Source organism: Spiroplasma endosymbiont of Ammophila pubescens, assembly GCF_964020965.1.
GTDB lineage: Bacteria > Bacillota_I > Bacilli_A > Mycoplasmatales > Mycoplasmataceae > Spiroplasma.
This window is the reverse complement of the sequence record NZ_OZ026611.1, coordinates 1,212,928-1,230,242: the sequence shown is the minus strand read 5'-3', so window position 1 is coordinate 1,230,242 and position 17,315 is coordinate 1,212,928. Positions and strand designations below refer to the sequence as shown.

The window sequence follows — 17,315 nt, the reverse complement described above, 5'->3', positions numbered from 1 at the left end:
TCAAAGTTTACTTTATTTAACATCTTCAACTGTTATAAATAACAAATTACTTAAATTATTTTCCATATAAAACACCTCTTAATTGATTACGATATTTATTTTTTAAATTACTTGGCTTATAACTATTAATTCTTGTTCTTGTTTTCTTAATTGTTTTAATAGTTTGATTAGTTTTGTAAAACATATTTTTAACTGGTGTTTTATATAAATTCTTAATATTTTTAACATCACTTCGGCGTTCACGATACCATTTTTTATTATTAATTTCACCAGCAAAATTAAAATTAAAATGTCCAATTTTTAAATTATTAATAAACTTTTTAATTTGATTTAATTTTTGAACTGTTGATAATGTTAATTTAGTAGTTCCTTTTGGGTATTTTTCTTTTAATGCTTGCGGTAATCGTTTTTTAATATAATTTCTTAAATGACTAGGTAATCATTTTCTTAATCAATAACGCCAAAATAAAGTTCCTGCATTAGATACAGCATTACTTAATAATTTTCAAATTTCAACTGGAACACTAGGATAAACATATGGACCATAAAATTTTGGATGTTTTGCTGTTTTTGTATATATTAAAATAGTTAAATTACCTGTTAAAGTTAACTTATTTGTAATATTAAACATACCACTATCAAGTCAACTACTATTTAAAGGTTGTTAATTAGTATTTAAATAATTTTCATTTTTAAATTGTTCTCTATTTTTAATATTATTATCTTTTTCTAATTGACTTAATATTTGTTGTATTTCTTTTTTATGACCTTTTTTAATTAAATCTAAATAAGTAAATGGATTTAATCACTGATAAATATCTTCAACTTTATTTGTAATTTTATTATATTTATCACTAATATAATTAATTGGTTTTAATACTTTATTTTGAACTTGATTAACTCTATTAATTAAATTTACAAATTTACTTATTAAAGGTTTATTTTCTAAATTAGATACTAATAAAGTTAAAACGCGTAATATTAGTAAATTCATTTTATATTAACCTTGATTATTTGGTTTTGATTCTGGTTTTGTTGCTGAAATTAGATAATCAACTGGAACTCTAAAAGTTTTATTTAGATTACTTTTAGCGGCAGTAATTTCATCTTGGCTTGGTTGTTTTTCCAAAATAATTTTACATGTTTTTGGATATAAAATAGTTGGTGTTGCATATTGAACTTTACCAATTCATTTAGGGTTAGCAGTATCATTATCTAAAACTTGTTGAATAGTATCCATATTAATTGGATAAGCTCATACTTGTTTATTAATAATTAAACCACTTACATTAGTAAAATTATAATCTTTATCACGGTTAACTTGTCCTTTTGTATATGTTTTTTCTAAATGAAATCTTTTTGATACTGGAATACCCGTTGCTGTATTTTCATATAATTCACCATTAACCATCGCTTTTAATTGTGCTTGTGAACCAATTACTTTTAAATAAGCAGGTGTTAATCTTAAATATGATCTTCGACCTAAAACCATAAACATTTTATCTGTTGGTAAACCAAAATATAAATTACTAATTTGATTTGTTAATTCAATCAAAGTTTCATTTAATTTAAAGAATGCTTTATTTGCATCATCTGCATTTTCGGCTGTATAACTACGAAATGGAATTACTTCATATATTGACCATATGCTAAACAATAATCATAAATAGCCTGAATTAATTCACATTCTAAATTAACAAATTTATTCTGTATCACACTAGAAATAGCATCAGCAATAACACCATTTTTAATATTTTGTTCTATTAATGCTAAGTCAAAAGCCTCATTCATTAATTTTAAATTAAATCTTTTATCAATAGGAATTGGAATTCTTGTTAATCCCATAGTTTGAGTTGTTTCACCATTTGGTAATGAATAATCATCTTGTCATACCACACGATGAGTTAAATTATATAATGCTTGTCCTGCATTTGGTAATCAAGCAACTTGTTCTGCGGTTGCTGTTGCATACTGCATAATACTTGCATATTCATTATATAAAGGTCCACACAATAATGCATTAACCATATCAACATACGCTTTTTGATTTGTTGTATTACCTTGCAATGTAAAAGGTACTTGTGGCAAGTTAATTGTTGCCATAATATTTCACTCCCTTATTATCTAAGGTTTTTAAGTGTATAATCAGTTAATTTTTTAATTTCATCAGGAGTATATGCTCCTTTTTCTTTAATAGTTTCAATTTCATCATTTTTATTTTCAACCGATTTTTCAATCATATCTTTAATAAAATTAGTTGGTGAAACTGATGGTTGATCTTCAACAAACAAATCAGGTTTTAATTCTTTTAAAGTTTGCATTTTTTCAGATAAAGAACTACCACTAACTTTTTCTAAATTAGTTTTAATATCTTCAATTTTAGTAGATGGAACGTCTTTAAATGCTTTTAAATTATCTAATGAATTAGATAATTTAATAAAATCTTCTTTTGATATAACATCTTCGCGTTTTTGCACACTTTCTCTAATTTGCTTTGCTTCATTATTAAACTGATTTAAGATATTTTCTGCAATTTCTTCACTTAAACCTTGTTCGATTAATTGTTCTTTTGTAAGTGCCATTTTATAAACCTCTCTTTTTTTATTCTTGTCCGATTAACAAGTCAGCATAAACTCTTTTTTACGGAAAAAAGATTAAACCTATGCTTTTAATTATATACCAATAGTTCACAATTACAATATATTTTGTATAAAAATACTAAACAAATAATATAAAATTATTATAATGAAATTGAAATAATTATTTATTAGTATATAATATAAAATAAGAATGATATAGGGTCATTCTCTTTTTTATTTAACTAAAATAATAATATCATAATATTTTACCAATACAATACTTTAATACAATACAAATAATACATTAAACTTAATATATTTTACTGCTAATTTAGCCCTTAAAACGTGTAATTAAGAGTATTTTAAAAGATAAATTTATTAAAATAAGCGCTAATTTTGCTTGTATATATATATAATGTAGGTAGATCTTGAGTAAGGTTTCAAGACTAAGAAAAGGAGAAAAACAAGTATGAAAAAATTACTTAGTTTATTAAGTGTTTTAACTATTAGTGGAAGTGCTATACCAACAACAATTGCCGCTAGTCCTTATCAAAAAGATAAACATAGGTTAACTCGTTCTGTAGATATGATTAGTAATGCAGTATATTTTCGAGGTGGTATGTACATATTTCAATGGAGATTATATAAAAAAGAATTTTATTGAATTCTAAAAATGCATACTAAAGCTTGCAAACTTTTAGTCAATTATTTAAATTCTATTAAAGAAAATATTGCAGGAGAAGAGGGTGCTGGTAAATTTATAACTAATATATCACCATATTTTGTTCCTACTATACCCGCCGCTGCTAATGCTATTTCTGCATTAAATTTTTATCTTACTTCTGAGTTAATACAACAGAATAATAGGGGAAAAGGTATTTGAATTGGTTTTTTATTAAATCAACCCGGTATTGAATGAGGTTCTTTATAAAAAATTATGGAAATAATTAATTTTATTTTCATTTTTATTTAAATTATCAGTCAATAGAAGGAAATTAAAAATATGAAAAAAATATTAATTATTATTGGTACAATATCACTAGCGGGAACAAGTACAACAAGTTTAGTTGCTTGTAATACACCACAAGAATATACAAAAGAAGAATTAACAAAACTAAAAGAACAAAACAAAATAAATACCGCTAACCAAGAAATCAGAGATAACTTAGGATGAATAGCACCACAAGAAAAACCATTTAATACAGTTGATAAAAAATGATATTATGTAGTATGGCGTGGTGATAAAAATTATAGTTGAAGAATTATTAAATATAAGTATGAAAATTTTAATGAAGATAAAATAATTGATATATATGGTAATCATCATAGTCTTCAATTATTTAAAACTCATGGATATGCAAATGGAAAATGAGAAAAAAATATTCGTTTATTTAATTATAAAGGGGTGCCAGAATATTCTGTATGAGGATTTGACTTTAATTATATTAAATTAGTTTATCGTTGAAATTTAGATACAACAGAGCCAAATTTAGTAATTGATAATGATAGTAATGTAAAAGTTGATGAAGAATAAAAAAGAGATTTAATAATCTCTTTTTTCTTTATCTTGGTATAAATGTAATTTTGATTGGGTTTTCATTTTTGTTTCTAATGCCTAGTAAATTTGGATTATTAACATCCAAGACAATATTTTTGTTATTACCCCAAAATCATTGATTAAATTGCCCCTTTACTATTGCTGTTAAATTAGCAAATAATACTTTTTAAAATCTGATTTTTAATTTCATATCATTTGTATAATATGATTGTAAATATGTTTCTTTAATTTTATCGTTATCATTATTATATAATTTTGTTATTTGCAATAAAAACCTAATATCTCCGCTTCCTTTTTGACCTGTATATTTATTTTCATAATCATCATAACTTGGTAATCCATTAGTATAACCACTGGCAACCGTTTGAATATCATTGGTTATATTATCTGTATATAAAGTTATTGTATTATCAAAATTAACTTTATCAGTTTGATAACGACCACTTTCTTGTAAAATTATAGTTGCTAATGAAAATAAATCAATATTACAATTATCATAATCACCAGATAAATTAATATTTCTATTAAGAATAACATTCTCTATATTTGCTTGTTTACATTCAACTTGTAAATTACCTAAATTACTTATTTCAATAGTTTTATAAGCATCTTTAAATTTACTAATACTTTGAATTGTGGGGTCAATTTGTTTTAAATCAATTTCAGTTTCATAATAGCCTTCATTAAATTCATCAGAAAAAAAGTTTCTTTTAAATTCATTCAAAAAAGGACTTAATACTGTCTTATATGCTTTTCTACATTGTGCTGGTGCTGTAATTTTAGTTTTTAATAGTAGTACTACATCAGAAGGCATAATATCTTTGGTATACTCTGGATAGTTATATGGAACTGGCGGTAATACATATTGTGGGTAATTAAATGTTGGTATTTCATAGTCATGTGGTAGTAAGAAACTAGTTTTATAATTAGTTGTCATATCGCGTAAATAATTATTTAATACGCTTTTTGTTTTACCACGAAACTTCATACTGATAAGCGTAAATAATCTTCTTCATTATTGGTATATGGGTTATCAGCATAAAAGATAATTTCAAAATTACCTTTATATAATGCTTGGATTGAAAACATATCAATTATATAATTACAATTTGTACCATCAGGTGTTTGTAAGAATTCGCAATCATTATCTTTTTCACTATACTAACTGGTGTTTGAGCATCAACTGCTCTTACTAATTCATTAATTAAATAGATACGATTAGTTTTAGGGTTTAATTGTTTTAAATTATAAGTTGAATAAGTTATTCGTTCTGTTGGTTTACCATCTTTTTCTAAAACATTACCTTGTATTTTATCAGTTAATAAAGTTGTAAAACTAAAACTAGTAGCATTAGCACCAATCATAGCACCAATTTTATCATTTCCTTGTTCTCTAAATATTTCAAATGGTAAATAACCTTTACCAGCAGCTTTATCACCTCAAAAGGAATCATTATAAAAACTATAAACATTAGTACTCATAAAACCATTAAGTCATAGGAAATTAGGTCATTTATCATCTTGTGTAATTGTTAAATTACCAATTCAGTCCCAAGGAATACCAAACGAAACAAAGTTTAAAAACTTTCCAATAGCAGGTATCGTAAAAGGATTAAATACTAATTTTTGCGTATAGTTTAAAGGTAATACTGTAATTTGACGATTAATAAAATTATTCATATTTAAGATATCTCAAACATTACATGCACCCATTTTATTATATTCAATTTGAACTTGACCAACAGTATTACCAAATTCATCTTTTCTTCTAAAATATGATGATGCTTGGGTACTAATAATGTTATTAATAGTTCCACTATTTACTTTTACTTTATCTGGTGGAGTAATCATTCAATTTTTAGACCAATAAGACTTAGAATTTGAATTTTCTTCCTTAATAGTTGTTCCAACAGTTGGATTAGTTGCTGTTGAACTTGCTTTATCTGTTATTATCATACCCCCATTATTTTTTTTAATTCAAAAATCAGACATTGATTGAATATGTTCTTTTCAATCTTTATATCCAGTAATAATAGTTGGTTGTATTTCTTGAATGTTATATCAACTTACTTCGGGTAAAGCATAAGTATTTATTTTATCATGTGGAGCAGGAAATATATTATACATTAATAAATATCTTGAATTCATTACTTTTTTATTAAATTCACCTTTAATAATTGGTCGCCCAATAACAGGCATATTAAAAAAGATAGGATTACCATAAAATTTAACTGCAATTGCTCTAACACCTGGGTCTTTTAATAAAATCTCATCTAATTCAACAATACCTTTATTTAGTTTTTCATCATAAGTTATTTTTGGAAAACAATAACCTTCACCTGGAGCACTTGTTTGTATAAATTGTCGTACTGTGATAAACCACTATTACTAATTTTGTCATTAATATTTGAAAAAGTAATTTCTTGTCATAAGAAATCACCATCTTCTACGGAATAATAATTAATAACATTTGATGGATACAATCATTGTCTATCTTGGGGTGCAGAATTAATATCACCACCACCAATATTTAAACCACGGTCATTAAATACAGTATAAAAATTATAATAATCATTAATATTTAATTTAGTAATATCTTCATCTAAAATTAATAAAGTATATTGTCGTTCTGTTGATTGTTGAGTAAATACTTGTTCAAATTTAGCATCACCAAATTTAATAGAACTTACATCATCAACCATATAAGCATCTCAATATTTACCAACTTTAACCTCTTTTGTATAAAAGTTATCAGCTTTATTATCATTATTAATAAAATAGCTTAATTTATATTGATTTAAGTATTCTAACATTCTATTAATATCATAAATATTTTCACCATCAATTAATTTTCAATAAATATTATTATTTTCATCTTTTAATTTTATCGCAAAAGGTGTTTCATTATTGGCTCATATTGTTGAGTTAATTGGTTGATTTTTAAAATCATCAATTGTTAATATATTAATTTCTTCACCTTTATATTTTTGGACTATTTTTAAACTACCTTGTCATTGAGCAATCGTACTTTCCATATTATCAAATATTCGTGAATAACTACCACAATCACTTGGTTTAGCATTATTAGGTTTTCAACCTGTTTCAGTATTAGGAATATATGAACTATAAACATTAAAAGGAAATACCATTCAATGTCTATGTTCTTTTATACTTTCTCTTATATCTATTGCAGTAGCACCTGCTCCTGTTCTTAATCATTGCATAGCTGCTGGACTAATTTTTTGCATTTGTTAATTCTCCTTAATTTCTGTTCTACCTTGTACGGCATTTTGATTATTACCAGTTTCATCATATTCCATTAATTTATTATTATGTTCTATCTCTTGGGCATGCCTTTTATCTCAGTATTTTTCAATTTTTTCATAATATTTGATTGCTTCTAATTCATCAACATCATTATATTCAGTTATTGCTCTTACTGGCTCCATTGTACGATTTTCTAATCTAGTAGTAATTAATTCATTTTGTCGCATTTGATCTACTAAACTAGCACTAACAAAATCAAAACCATAAGGGCGTTCACCATTTCCATCTCATAAACCATAATATTTTAAAACAGTATCAAACATTTTAGTATAATATTGTTTACGATATGCTTGTAAATATGCTTGTTTTTCTAAGTCTTTTGTTTTTTTATTAATGATTGGGTTTTATTTTGGTCATTATCTGATTTATCACCAAAAGGACTAGAAAAATGACATGCTAAGTATACTTGTTCAATAATTGCTTTTTAGTCTTGTGTATATGTTTCTAAGGTTGGTGCCCCTTGTACTACTTGTAAAGATTAGGATAATTGACCATCTACGTCTGATTGACCTGATTGAATAAAAATATCATCAAAAGCATCTTGTAATACTTTTTTATTGCCTTTGTTATAAGCAGTCACTAAATAATCATCTAATACCCCATATCAATGCGTACGATTTGCTCATCTTTCTTTTGATTTAATATTAAAACTATCTTCTAAATCAAATTGTAATTTATAACAATTTGCCATTGTAGGTCATGGATTTAAAGTTGTTGATGTTGATAAAAATAAAGGATTAGGTTCATTTATCATTTCTCAAAAGGGCACTATACCTAATTTATTTTTAAATTCTTGAACTAAAACAGGTCTAACATCATCTTTAATTTGTGTTTTACTTTGACCAACAACTACTTCATTATTTTTAGGTCAACCTTTAATAACTATTTTATCTTTGGTACAAATTAAATTTAAAATAAAACCACTATCTGATTGATGATAATTTAATCAAATATCAGCACATTGTTCAATTTCGTTTATTTTACTTACGCGTGATGTAAAGTTAAAAGGGTTAATTCATAAATCAATATTTCCATCACTAGTTTCTAATAAACCAAAGATAGTTTTACCCATTAAACTTGCTGTTAATTCATTTTTATCTAATTTTTCTTTTATTTTATAAGTTTCATATCATCAATTTAATTTTTCTAAAATATCTTTACGATGCGACTTAAATAAAATATCTTTACCATTTATTAATCGCATTTGATGACGAGCGATAATATTTGCTAAATTAATAGTTCAATCATAATTATAAAATTTTAAAACACTATTAATATCATTTAAGTTTGGTAAACTAGGGAAAGTATTATTCATTGTTATTTTGCTCCTTTAATTTTAAAATAAGTGCATAATTAATTATATTTACAGTTAATAAATTTGGTTCATTTGATAAAACTTGAACACATACTTTAACTTTTTGATATCTTTTAATATATTCGTTATATAAATTTAATTTACATATTGCGATATTATCTTTTTTTAATTCTTGACAAAGTCTTTTTTTAACTTGTCCACAAACAGACATATAAGGTCTTTTCGCATTTATTACACGCTCATCGTGTATTACATAAATATCTTTTTTCATTAAGTTATTCACTTCCTTTGTTGTCATAATTTATAATCTGCTGAACTATTATGTTTAATCATATTAACTAATTCAAAGTGTAAGGCATAAAAATCACTATCAAATGTATCATCATATAAGTCTAACATTAGTTCTTCTCTGGAATCTGGTTTATCTTCTCATTGAATTAATTCATACTGATTTTTACTTACAGGGCATTTTTCTCATAATAATTTTAATTGATTAGTATTTATTAACATTGTGAATGCCTCTACACGATGTCTTACTTTAAATTTTTTTTGTGCTGGTTTAAATGTCATATATTGACCAAAAGTATAATTATATTTTTCTATATTTAAACTTTCTAATGTTGCATAAGCACTATTATCAACATTAATTGATATACCTTGTTGAATTAAATTAAAATATTGATTTAATTGATTGTTATAAAACTCTAAAATATCTTTTACTTGTTCTAATGGTCCTTTAAATTGCTGTGTAGCATTTGAATGTGTATATTCTGCTACTTTATATGCTTTTTTATCAAATGAATTATATATTCAAAAGCTCGCCGCTGTTGTATGTCCTTTGGGACTAGTAGAGTTTGCTAAATCAACACCACCTAATAATTTAGTTGGTTGAATAATATCTGTTGCTTGCATAATATCAATATATCCTGCAAAGATTGATCCACTAGTATTACCAGGTAAACCTCAACTTCATACTCTTGCTCTTTCAATATCTAATTGTTCTAATCTTAATTGTTCATTAACTTTATCTTGTGGTAATTCATAATTAAGTCTTCAACTAGAATAATGAATAATAATCTTCATATTTCATTTTTCAATATACTTAATTTACTCATATTTACTACGCATTATTTCTTCATTAAAAGGTAATAATTCATTACAATAACCAACAATATATCGTTTTAAACTTTCAGGGTTACATGTATTAATTGTTATTTTATGTTGATAACCACGAATAGAAAACTCTAAATCACTTAAATCTTTTTGTTGAAATTGGTCTCATTCTTCTTTTCAATCAATAACTAATTTATATTTATTTAAATCAGCAAATGCTTTTAATTTTTCTTTTCGACTTGGTGAATATAAACCTTTACAATATATTTTGCTACCATTTGATAAAGTAAAAGTAAAATTTGATAAATTAATAGTATAAGGAATATTATTTTCATCTAACATATTTCATATATTTTGAAATACACTATCTTTTAAATCTTTACTCCAATACATACTAGCAATAATACAAATTGGTTCTTTAATTAATAAACTAATTTTTAATAATTCACCAAACATTTTTATATTTGAAATAGTCTTACCACTATATCGTATTCCAATTTGATTAATTTCATTAACTAACTCATATTTCTTAGCAAATGGATATTTATTACTAATACTACTATTTTGTAATAACCAATAAGGAGTTTATAACAAATAAGTAAAATGATTAAGCATTATTATCACTTTCTTTCTTAATATCTCTAATATCTGTTTGTAAATTAACAATTATCGGCTGTTGATTATTTATACTTGTATCGTTAACATATTTCTCAACATATATCTTCTTACCCCCGCCATACTGGTCATTTAATAACGCTAATTCCAATTCTATTTCTAATTTATTTATCGTATCATTAATAAAATCAACGGTTTTTGTATCAACTTCATCTTGTCAATTATCAAATGGTAGTTTTAAATAGTATAAATATTCTCTTTTATTACTCAATTTGTCCGCTTTTTGCCGCAAAAACTCCTTAGTTTTACCTGAAATAGTCTTAAAAGTTACCATTTTTTAATCCTTTTTGCATATTAAAATTGCTATTATTTAATGAATATGATTAAATAAAAGAGTAAATTATCTCTAAAAATGTAACAAAAGAACTCTCACAAGTTCTTTTTTTATTATCTATATTTTACATCAAAATAAAAAAAAGTAAATTGCTTTACTTTTTTCAGTTAAATTAATTTGCTAATAATTAACATTTAAATTATAACACAATAAATAAAAATTACTATTATTTTTTGCATTTTTATTATTTTTGTGTTAATGTGTAGAACTAAAGAAAGAGGGTAAAAAATGATAAATGTTGATAAAAACTTTTTTAATAATTTTAATAATTTGTTATATATACAAAGTATTGAAATTATTCAACAAAATTTAGAAAATTCTGATGAATGAATTTTTAAAAATTATAAAATTGATGAAACTTTAAAAGAATTTAAAGATTATAAAGTAAAAGAAATAAAACCAAGAACATTAACTATTTTAAATGGAAAAATAACTTTTAAGAGAAGAAGATATTATAAAATTAATCCAGAAACAGGTAAAGAAGAATATATTTTTCCTTTGGATAAACTTTTAGGAATTGAAAAATGACAAAGAATAGATAATACTGTTAAAGAAAAAATATTATCTTTTATTACTGAGAAAAAAAGATATAAAGATATTTTAGATACTATGGAACATGTAAAAATTAGTTTAATGACAATATCTAATATTATTAAAAATGCAAAAACTGATGAAGAATATTATATTAATAAAACTAATAAAAAATTAAATATTCCACACACTTTATATATTCAAATGGATGGAACTTATTTGAAAATGTTAGATTCAACAAAACAAAGAAGAAAAAAGATTAAAAAACACACGATAGCATGTACTGTTCATACTGGATATGATGAAGAAAAATATACTGTAAAAAGACCTGTAATTGCAAATAAATTAGGTATTTTTGAAATGGATAATATTCCAGATTATCTTAAAAAAGAAGCAAATTTAAAACCAGTTCTTATAAAATTATTTACTTTAATTGAAACTCATTTTAACATGACACCTAATATTGAAATTATGATTTTAGGTGATGGTGCATTATGAATTAAAAATACTAAAAATTTTATGTATCAATATTTTCCTAAAAATAAAATTTACTATACAATAGATAAATTTCATCTTACAAGTAGATTTAAAAAGGTCGTATAAATTATTTAAGGGTTTTAAATTAATATCTTAAATAATACATACAGCCTAATTTTAATAATTGTTTTTGCTTTACCTTATATTTCAAACATTGGTCCTTGGTTGCATTTAATTCCACCCCCTCCAATTTGATATGCATTTTTAGCAGGTGGTGTAGTTATTTTTGATTTAATAAGTGTTGGTTTAAAAGCTGGTTATCAGAAAATTTATCATAGTTGATTATAATTTATCTAGGAAATATTCTCTTTTTTTGGTTAACAATAACTAGAAAAAGAGGTGTTTTTATGTGATATCCTTTTATTAAACAAGAGCAAAATGATGATTGTGGTTATGCTTGTTTAGCAATGTTAATTGAATATTATCATCACCAAAAATTGACAATTAATGAATTGAAAAATCACCTTCCTGCTTATCAGGGAGCATTAAGTGTTTATAGTTTAAGTCAAATTGCTAGTAAATACAATATCGGATTAACTGCTTTTGAAATTAGTAAACAAGAATTAGCAACACCAACATTTGAGCAACCATTAATTGCTTATGTTTTAAATGCAATGGGTTATTATCATTATGTTGCGATTTATCAACGTCGTGGAAAATCCTTTTTTGTTGCTGACACTAGTGCAAATAAAGGCAGTTGAATTTTAATTAATACATTTATGGAAAAATTTTAAGCTGTGATTATTTTTACAAAAAAAGTAAAACAATTTGTTTATAAGACAAAATCATTTTATTTAACATTATTTTTTTAAAAGAACATAAGAGTTTTTATTATGAACAATGTTATTAAATGTATTAGTTAACTTTTTAGTTATTTTTTGGAAAAGTTTTATTAAGGTTTATTTTGATCGTTTAACAACTGGTTTTCACCAAGAAGTTGTTATTTTTTCTTATATTTATCATTGTTTATGGTTTTCGTCTCTTTTTTAATTATTTTTTTCAAAAAATGATGGTTAAATTACAACGGCGCGTTAGCAAAACAATGCTAACAACATTTGTGACTAATTTAAAAAACCTTTCTACTTTTGAATTTAAACGTTTTAATACTGGTGAATGGTTAAAACGACAAACCGATGTTTTAATTTTGGCTACTTTTTTAGGAACAACGTTGCCACAATTATTATTTAGTTTTTTAATGATCATTATTAGCATTATTTTTTTTACTTAATTTAAATGGATTAATTTTAGCAATTGTTCTCTTAGAAAATGTGCTTATTTTTTTCTTGTCTTTTTTATTTTCGCAAATTAATAAAAATTGATATAATCGCTGGTATCAAGAAGGATTAGAATTTGAAAATATTACATTAGAGTTATATCATAGTTTTAAATTTCAAAAAAGTCGTAATTTAGAAAGTTATTTTAACTATCAATGAATAAAAAAATTACAGGTATTTTTAAATGAAACATATTATTTTGAAAAAAATAATATTATTCAAAAATTAATTTTAAGTTTAATTTCCCAATTAGCATTATTTTTATTTTTTTACTTAGCGCTCCATTTTATTAGTCAACAAACTTTAACAATTGGTAACTTAATGTTTTATAGTGCTTTAGCTAGTTTTATCAATGATTTTACTAGCCAATTATCAGTTTTTATTGTTGAAAAAGGAAAATTAGAAAAATCTTTTCATCAAACAGTAACATTATTATTTCCTAAGCAAAAAGATATTTCACAAGCACAATCTTTACTTGCTCCAATTACAACTTTAACAGTAACAAATTTGAATTATCTTATTAATGATAATTTTATTTTAAAAATTTAATATTAACTTTCCAAAACCATTGTTTTTTAAAAGAACGAAATGGCATTGGAAAAACAACATTATTAGAAATTCTTGCTAAATTACGATTAGGGGCAACTGGTACAATAATGATTAATGATCAGTTTGATTTATCGATTCTTACTGAACAAACCATTTGTAGTAAAATTTTATTGTTTCATCAAGATGACTTTTTATTTACGGGTAGTGTTTATGATAATATTATTAATTTTAATCAACAGTGTAATTATCAAATTTTAAAGTTGCCAGAAATAAATCAATTATTATTGCAAAATTATTTATCATTTGAAAAAATGGTTTATAATAATGGTGAAAATTTATCAAAAGGACAACGACAAATTATTTTGTTTTTAAATTTATTGTTACAACGCTGTGAGGTCTATTTCCTTGATGAAGTATTAAGTAATGTTGACTATGATAGTAAAATTATTTTATTAAAATTATTATTTCAATTAAAATCATCACAATTAATTGTATATGCTGGTCATGACCAAATTGTTGAACAATATTTCCCAACTGTGATTGATTTAACAAAGTTAAATATTATTAATGAATAAAAAAAGTTTAATTTTAATGGGAATATGATGTTTAATGTTAATTGGGTTTGTTCTTTTTCTTGCTTATTTTCCAATTAGTTTATATTATGATGGTTATTTAACAATTCTTAAAACTAATGACGATGAGTTAACTTATATTTTTGTTCCCCATCAGACACCTTGAGTTATTAAACCAGGACAATAAGTAAAAATAAAATATTTTGTAGAGAAACAATGACAAATAATTATAACGCAAGTTAAAAGAGAAAATGATTATTATCGGTCGTATAAAGAAAATTGGGGTTTTTTATAAAAACAAGAAAAAAATGTCTTTATTTTATTGAACTAAATAATATTTAAAAACAAAAACCCCAATCTTTTACATGCGACCTTATTATCTTATTTTAAATCAGACAGAATTTATGATTAATGTTTGATATTTATCAGCGAAAATGGAAATTGGTTCGCAAACAACATTAGATTATTTACTGAAGATAATGATTTAATTTGTTATAATAAAAAAAGAGAAGGGTCTGGTGAGGTAATGAAAGATGATTTTGTGATTTACAATGAAACAAAGTTTGATATTAAACCATATCAAGATGATTTTAATGCAATTTTCAAAAAAATTAAAACTTTATTAGCAATAACTGAGCCATTAGAATTATCATTAATTATTGTTGATGCACAAGAACAATTAGAACTTAATCGAAAATATCGTAACAAAGATTATGTTGCTGATGTTATTACCTTTGCTTTAGAAGAAGAAAATAAGATTGATTTATTTCAATTAACCGGACTGCGCAGTTTAGGGGATATTTTTATTTGCTATGAAAAAGCTCTTGCTCAAGCTGCTGAATATAACCATTATCTTCGTCGTGAATTTGCTTTTTTATTTACTCATGGTATGTTACATATTTTAGGTTATGATCATCAAACTCCGACTGATGAAGAAAAAATGTTTAATTTACAACGAAAAGTATTAAATGATTTACAAATTAACCGAATTCCAATAAAATAAAAACAGAAAGAAGAAAGGGATACATAATGGCAAAAGAGTCACCAGTCAAGAAAAAAATATTTTTTAAATTACGGAATAAATTTTCAAATGCTTTTCGTGGAATTTATACAGCAATTAAAGAAGAATCAAGTTTAATTATTCATTTTATTGTGTCATTGGTTGTTATTTGTCTAGGAATTTGATTGCAAAAAATGGTTCCTAACCAGTTTGGATATGTTCAATGATCAATTTTATTATTAACCATTGGAATTGTCATTGGTTTTGAGTTAATTAATACAATGGTTGAAAATTTTGTTGATTTATTATCATTTGAATATAATATTAAAGCAAAAAAAATTAAAGATATTTGTGCCGCGGCAACATTAATTAATTCTATTTTGGCAATTGCAATTGGATTATTAATAATGTTACCACCGTTGGTGGATGTTATTAAGTTATATTTACACATTAGTTAAAAAGGGGAGTTAATGAAATGCCAATTTATTTTGAAAAGTTAAAATTATTAAGTAAAAAAGCTTATTCACCATATTCAAATTTTCGTGTTAGTGCAATTTGTTTGTTAAAAGATGGTACAGAAGTTATTGGTGTTAATGTTGAAAATGCAGCATATGCTGCTACGATTTGCGCAGAACGGACAGCTTTAGCTCAGGTTTATGCGTTAGGTTATCGTAAAACAGATATTATAAAATTTTACTTATATACTGACAGTAAACAAGCAGGTTTTCCTTATGGAATATGCCGGCAATTTTTATGAGAATTAGTTGATCATCGAATTTCAATTGAAATTTATAATCAAAAAGGTGAATCATATGTTTTAACAATTAAAGATTTACTACCATATGGCTTTACGAAGGAGGATTTACAGTAGGATGGTTAAGAAACATAAAGATGAGGAAGATTTTCAACAAGATTTCGTTACTGACCATAGTTATCGTCTTGTTCCTGATGATCAATTACAAGAATATATGCATAATAATGCTATTTATATTAAAATCTTTTATGCTTTTCATGACAAACGGTTTTTATTAACTCATCATACTTGATGAAAAAAAACTGATAATGATTTAGAAGCATATTGTAAAAAGTATATTATGGATTTAACCAAGCGTTTGCATCTTGAAACAATGGCATTAACTTCTGATGAATTAGCACAAAAATGAGATATTCAGGAATATGATATTCCTGGTTATGAAGATGTGATGTTAAAAGGAGTTTCAATTCGTTCATGAGTAAAAAATGACAACAATAAAAAATGAGTTATTGTTGTTCACGGATTAAATTCACATAAATTCCGTGCAATTTTTTTTGGTTTAATTTATCTTCGGTTAGGTTATAATATTCTTGTTTTTGACCAACGAAATCATGGCGAATCAACTACTAAAATGACAACAATGGGTTACTATGAAAAATATGATTTAGCAGCAGTAGTTGATTTTTTACAAACTAAAATTGATCCAAAATTAAATGAACTTAATTTTCATGGTTGGTCAATGGGAACTTTTGTTATTATGGAATATTTAAAATTTGCATTTGATAAAAATAAATTAATTAATAGTGCTGTTTTAGATTCAACAATTAGTAATTTAAATGTTTTATATCGTTATTATATGTTAAAGACAAAAGTTAATTATTATGAACATTATTATGCAATTCGTCGTTATGCGATTGAAACACGCGGGTATGATCCAGAACAAATTAATCCTGGTGAGAATTTGGAAGCATTAGCAAAATTATCAGTGTTATATATCTTGAATAAGAAAGATCATGCAACACCATATATAATGGGGCGGGTGTCTTACCAGAATAAACGTAAGTATGAAAAACAAAAAATTAGTCGTCGAATTGTTTTTGATTGTGATCATATTCGCGGAATATATTATAATTCAACGGAATATTTAATAGCAATAATAAATTTTATTACAACTGCAAAAAGAAAATAGTGATAAATA

The 17,315-nt window shown here is 24.5% G+C and carries 28 protein-coding genes; 13 read left to right on the top strand and 15 right to left on the bottom strand.

Features of this window, described 5'->3' with window-relative positions:
- Positions 1-55 precede the first annotated feature (55 nt).
- The 5 genes from ABNT63_RS08000 to ABNT63_RS07980 are packed head-to-tail and all read right to left on the bottom strand — an operon-like array spanning position 56 to position 2,582.
- Positions 56-631: a hypothetical protein gene (locus ABNT63_RS08000; RefSeq protein WP_348735251.1), complete on the bottom strand. Its 576-nt coding sequence runs from the start codon at positions 629-631 to the stop codon at positions 56-58.
- A gap of 33 nt (positions 632-664) precedes the next feature.
- Positions 665-994 (bottom strand): hypothetical protein, encoded by a 330-nt coding sequence (locus tag ABNT63_RS07995; RefSeq protein WP_348735250.1) that lies wholly within the window; start codon positions 992-994, stop codon positions 665-667.
- A gap of 6 nt (positions 995-1,000) precedes the next feature.
- Positions 1,001-1,657: a hypothetical protein gene (locus ABNT63_RS07990; protein WP_348735249.1), complete on the bottom strand. Its 657-nt coding sequence runs from the start codon at positions 1,655-1,657 to the stop codon at positions 1,001-1,003.
- Positions 1,627-2,103, bottom strand: coding sequence for a hypothetical protein (locus ABNT63_RS07985; RefSeq protein ID WP_348735248.1), 477 nt, complete (start codon positions 2,101-2,103; stop codon positions 1,627-1,629). Before ABNT63_RS07985 ends, ABNT63_RS07990 begins: the two co-directional genes overlap by 31 nt.
- A gap of 17 nt (positions 2,104-2,120) precedes the next feature.
- Positions 2,121-2,582: a hypothetical protein gene (locus ABNT63_RS07980; RefSeq protein ID WP_348735247.1), complete on the bottom strand. Its 462-nt coding sequence runs from the start codon at positions 2,580-2,582 to the stop codon at positions 2,121-2,123.
- Between the two features lie 466 nt (positions 2,583-3,048).
- Here ABNT63_RS07980 and ABNT63_RS07975 point away from each other — a divergent pair, with 466 nt between their 5' ends.
- The gene (locus tag ABNT63_RS07975) at positions 3,049-3,510 is read left to right on the top strand and encodes a hypothetical protein (RefSeq protein ID WP_348735246.1); all 462 of its coding nucleotides are present in this window, start codon (positions 3,049-3,051) and stop codon (positions 3,508-3,510) included.
- 72 nt (positions 3,511-3,582) lie between these two features.
- Positions 3,583-4,113 (top strand): lipoprotein, encoded by a 531-nt coding sequence (locus ABNT63_RS07970; protein WP_348735245.1) that lies wholly within the window; start codon positions 3,583-3,585, stop codon positions 4,111-4,113.
- 190 nt (positions 4,114-4,303) lie between these two features.
- Here the strand turns inward: ABNT63_RS07970 and ABNT63_RS07965 are convergent, their stop codons facing one another.
- The 10 genes from ABNT63_RS07965 to ABNT63_RS07920 form a co-directional block, all read right to left on the bottom strand.
- Entirely contained in the window at positions 4,304-5,125 is an 822-nt protein-coding gene (locus ABNT63_RS07965) for a hypothetical protein (protein WP_348735244.1), read from the bottom strand.
- On the bottom strand, positions 5,092-5,226 hold the full coding sequence (locus tag ABNT63_RS07960) for a hypothetical protein (RefSeq protein ID WP_348735243.1): 135 nt from the start codon (positions 5,224-5,226) through the stop codon (positions 5,092-5,094). The genes ABNT63_RS07965 and ABNT63_RS07960 overlap by 34 nt, the downstream gene beginning before the upstream one ends.
- A 5-nt stretch (positions 5,227-5,231) precedes the next feature.
- Positions 5,232-6,335 carry a hypothetical protein gene (locus tag ABNT63_RS07955; RefSeq protein ID WP_348735242.1) on the bottom strand — a complete coding sequence of 368 codons (1,104 nt, stop codon included), beginning with the start codon at positions 6,333-6,335 and terminating at the stop codon, positions 5,232-5,234.
- 113 nt (positions 6,336-6,448) lie between these two features.
- Positions 6,449-7,384 (bottom strand): hypothetical protein, encoded by a 936-nt coding sequence (locus tag ABNT63_RS07950; RefSeq protein ID WP_348735241.1) that lies wholly within the window; start codon positions 7,382-7,384, stop codon positions 6,449-6,451.
- Positions 7,385-7,387: 3 nt separating this feature from the next.
- Entirely contained in the window at positions 7,388-7,726 is a 339-nt protein-coding gene (locus ABNT63_RS07945; RefSeq protein ID WP_348735162.1) for a hypothetical protein, read from the bottom strand.
- A 215-nt stretch (positions 7,727-7,941) separates the two neighbouring features.
- A complete protein-coding gene (locus ABNT63_RS07940; RefSeq protein WP_348735240.1) occupies positions 7,942-8,778 on the bottom strand; it encodes a hypothetical protein in 837 nt (278 codons plus the stop codon).
- Positions 8,771-9,049, bottom strand: a complete 279-nt coding sequence (locus tag ABNT63_RS07935) for a hypothetical protein (protein WP_338991181.1) — start codon at positions 9,047-9,049, stop codon at positions 8,771-8,773. The genes ABNT63_RS07940 and ABNT63_RS07935 overlap by 8 nt, the downstream gene beginning before the upstream one ends.
- Positions 9,049-9,861 carry a PBSX family phage terminase large subunit gene (locus tag ABNT63_RS07930; protein ID WP_348735239.1) on the bottom strand — a complete coding sequence of 271 codons (813 nt, stop codon included), beginning with the start codon at positions 9,859-9,861 and terminating at the stop codon, positions 9,049-9,051. The genes ABNT63_RS07935 and ABNT63_RS07930 overlap by 1 nt, the downstream gene beginning before the upstream one ends.
- Positions 9,862-9,885: 24 nt before the next feature.
- On the bottom strand, positions 9,886-10,347 hold the full coding sequence (locus ABNT63_RS07925) for a phage terminase large subunit (RefSeq protein ID WP_348735238.1): 462 nt from the start codon (positions 10,345-10,347) through the stop codon (positions 9,886-9,888).
- Positions 10,348-10,498: 151 nt separating this feature from the next.
- On the bottom strand, positions 10,499-10,840 hold the full coding sequence (locus tag ABNT63_RS07920) for a hypothetical protein (protein WP_348735237.1): 342 nt from the start codon (positions 10,838-10,840) through the stop codon (positions 10,499-10,501).
- Between the two features lie 288 nt (positions 10,841-11,128).
- On the opposite strand from ABNT63_RS07920, the gene ABNT63_RS07915 reads away from it, so the two are divergent.
- The 11 genes from ABNT63_RS07915 (at position 11,129) to ABNT63_RS07865 (ending at position 17,306) form a co-directional block, all read left to right on the top strand.
- On the top strand, positions 11,129-12,034 hold the full coding sequence (locus ABNT63_RS07915; protein WP_348735236.1) for an Mbov_0401 family ICE element transposase-like protein: 906 nt from the start codon (positions 11,129-11,131) through the stop codon (positions 12,032-12,034).
- Positions 12,035-12,133: 99 nt separating this feature from the next.
- A complete protein-coding gene (locus ABNT63_RS07910; RefSeq protein ID WP_348735235.1) occupies positions 12,134-12,256 on the top strand; it encodes a hypothetical protein in 123 nt (40 codons plus the stop codon).
- A gap of 59 nt (positions 12,257-12,315) precedes the next feature.
- Positions 12,316-12,702, top strand: coding sequence for a cysteine peptidase family C39 domain-containing protein (locus tag ABNT63_RS07905; protein WP_348735234.1), 387 nt, complete (start codon positions 12,316-12,318; stop codon positions 12,700-12,702).
- 275 nt (positions 12,703-12,977) lie between these two features.
- Entirely contained in the window at positions 12,978-13,196 is a 219-nt protein-coding gene (locus ABNT63_RS07900) for a hypothetical protein (protein WP_348735233.1), read from the top strand.
- Positions 13,197-13,251: 55 nt separating this feature from the next.
- Entirely contained in the window at positions 13,252-13,791 is a 540-nt protein-coding gene (locus ABNT63_RS07895) for a hypothetical protein (RefSeq protein WP_348735232.1), read from the top strand.
- The gene (locus ABNT63_RS07890; protein WP_348737170.1) at positions 13,788-14,366 is read left to right on the top strand and encodes an ATP-binding cassette domain-containing protein; all 579 of its coding nucleotides are present in this window, start codon (positions 13,788-13,790) and stop codon (positions 14,364-14,366) included. The genes ABNT63_RS07895 and ABNT63_RS07890 overlap by 4 nt, the downstream gene beginning before the upstream one ends.
- Positions 14,359-14,550: a hypothetical protein gene (locus ABNT63_RS07885; protein WP_348735231.1), complete on the top strand. Its 192-nt coding sequence runs from the start codon at positions 14,359-14,361 to the stop codon at positions 14,548-14,550. The genes ABNT63_RS07890 and ABNT63_RS07885 overlap by 8 nt, the downstream gene beginning before the upstream one ends.
- Before the next feature lie 228 nt (positions 14,551-14,778).
- On the top strand, positions 14,779-15,366 hold the full coding sequence (gene ybeY / locus ABNT63_RS07880) for an rRNA maturation RNase YbeY (RefSeq protein ID WP_348735230.1): 588 nt from the start codon (positions 14,779-14,781) through the stop codon (positions 15,364-15,366).
- 26 nt (positions 15,367-15,392) lie between these two features.
- Positions 15,393-15,821 carry a diacylglycerol kinase family protein gene (locus ABNT63_RS07875; protein ID WP_348735229.1) on the top strand — a complete coding sequence of 143 codons (429 nt, stop codon included), beginning with the start codon at positions 15,393-15,395 and terminating at the stop codon, positions 15,819-15,821.
- Between the two features lie 17 nt (positions 15,822-15,838).
- Positions 15,839-16,234 (top strand): cytidine deaminase, encoded by a 396-nt coding sequence (gene cdd / locus ABNT63_RS07870; protein ID WP_348735227.1) that lies wholly within the window; start codon positions 15,839-15,841, stop codon positions 16,232-16,234.
- 1 nt (position 16,235) lies between these two features.
- Complete coding sequence (locus tag ABNT63_RS07865; RefSeq protein WP_348735226.1) at positions 16,236-17,306, top strand: alpha/beta hydrolase; 1,071 nt, start codon at positions 16,236-16,238, stop codon at positions 17,304-17,306.
- Positions 17,307-17,315 lie beyond the last annotated feature (9 nt).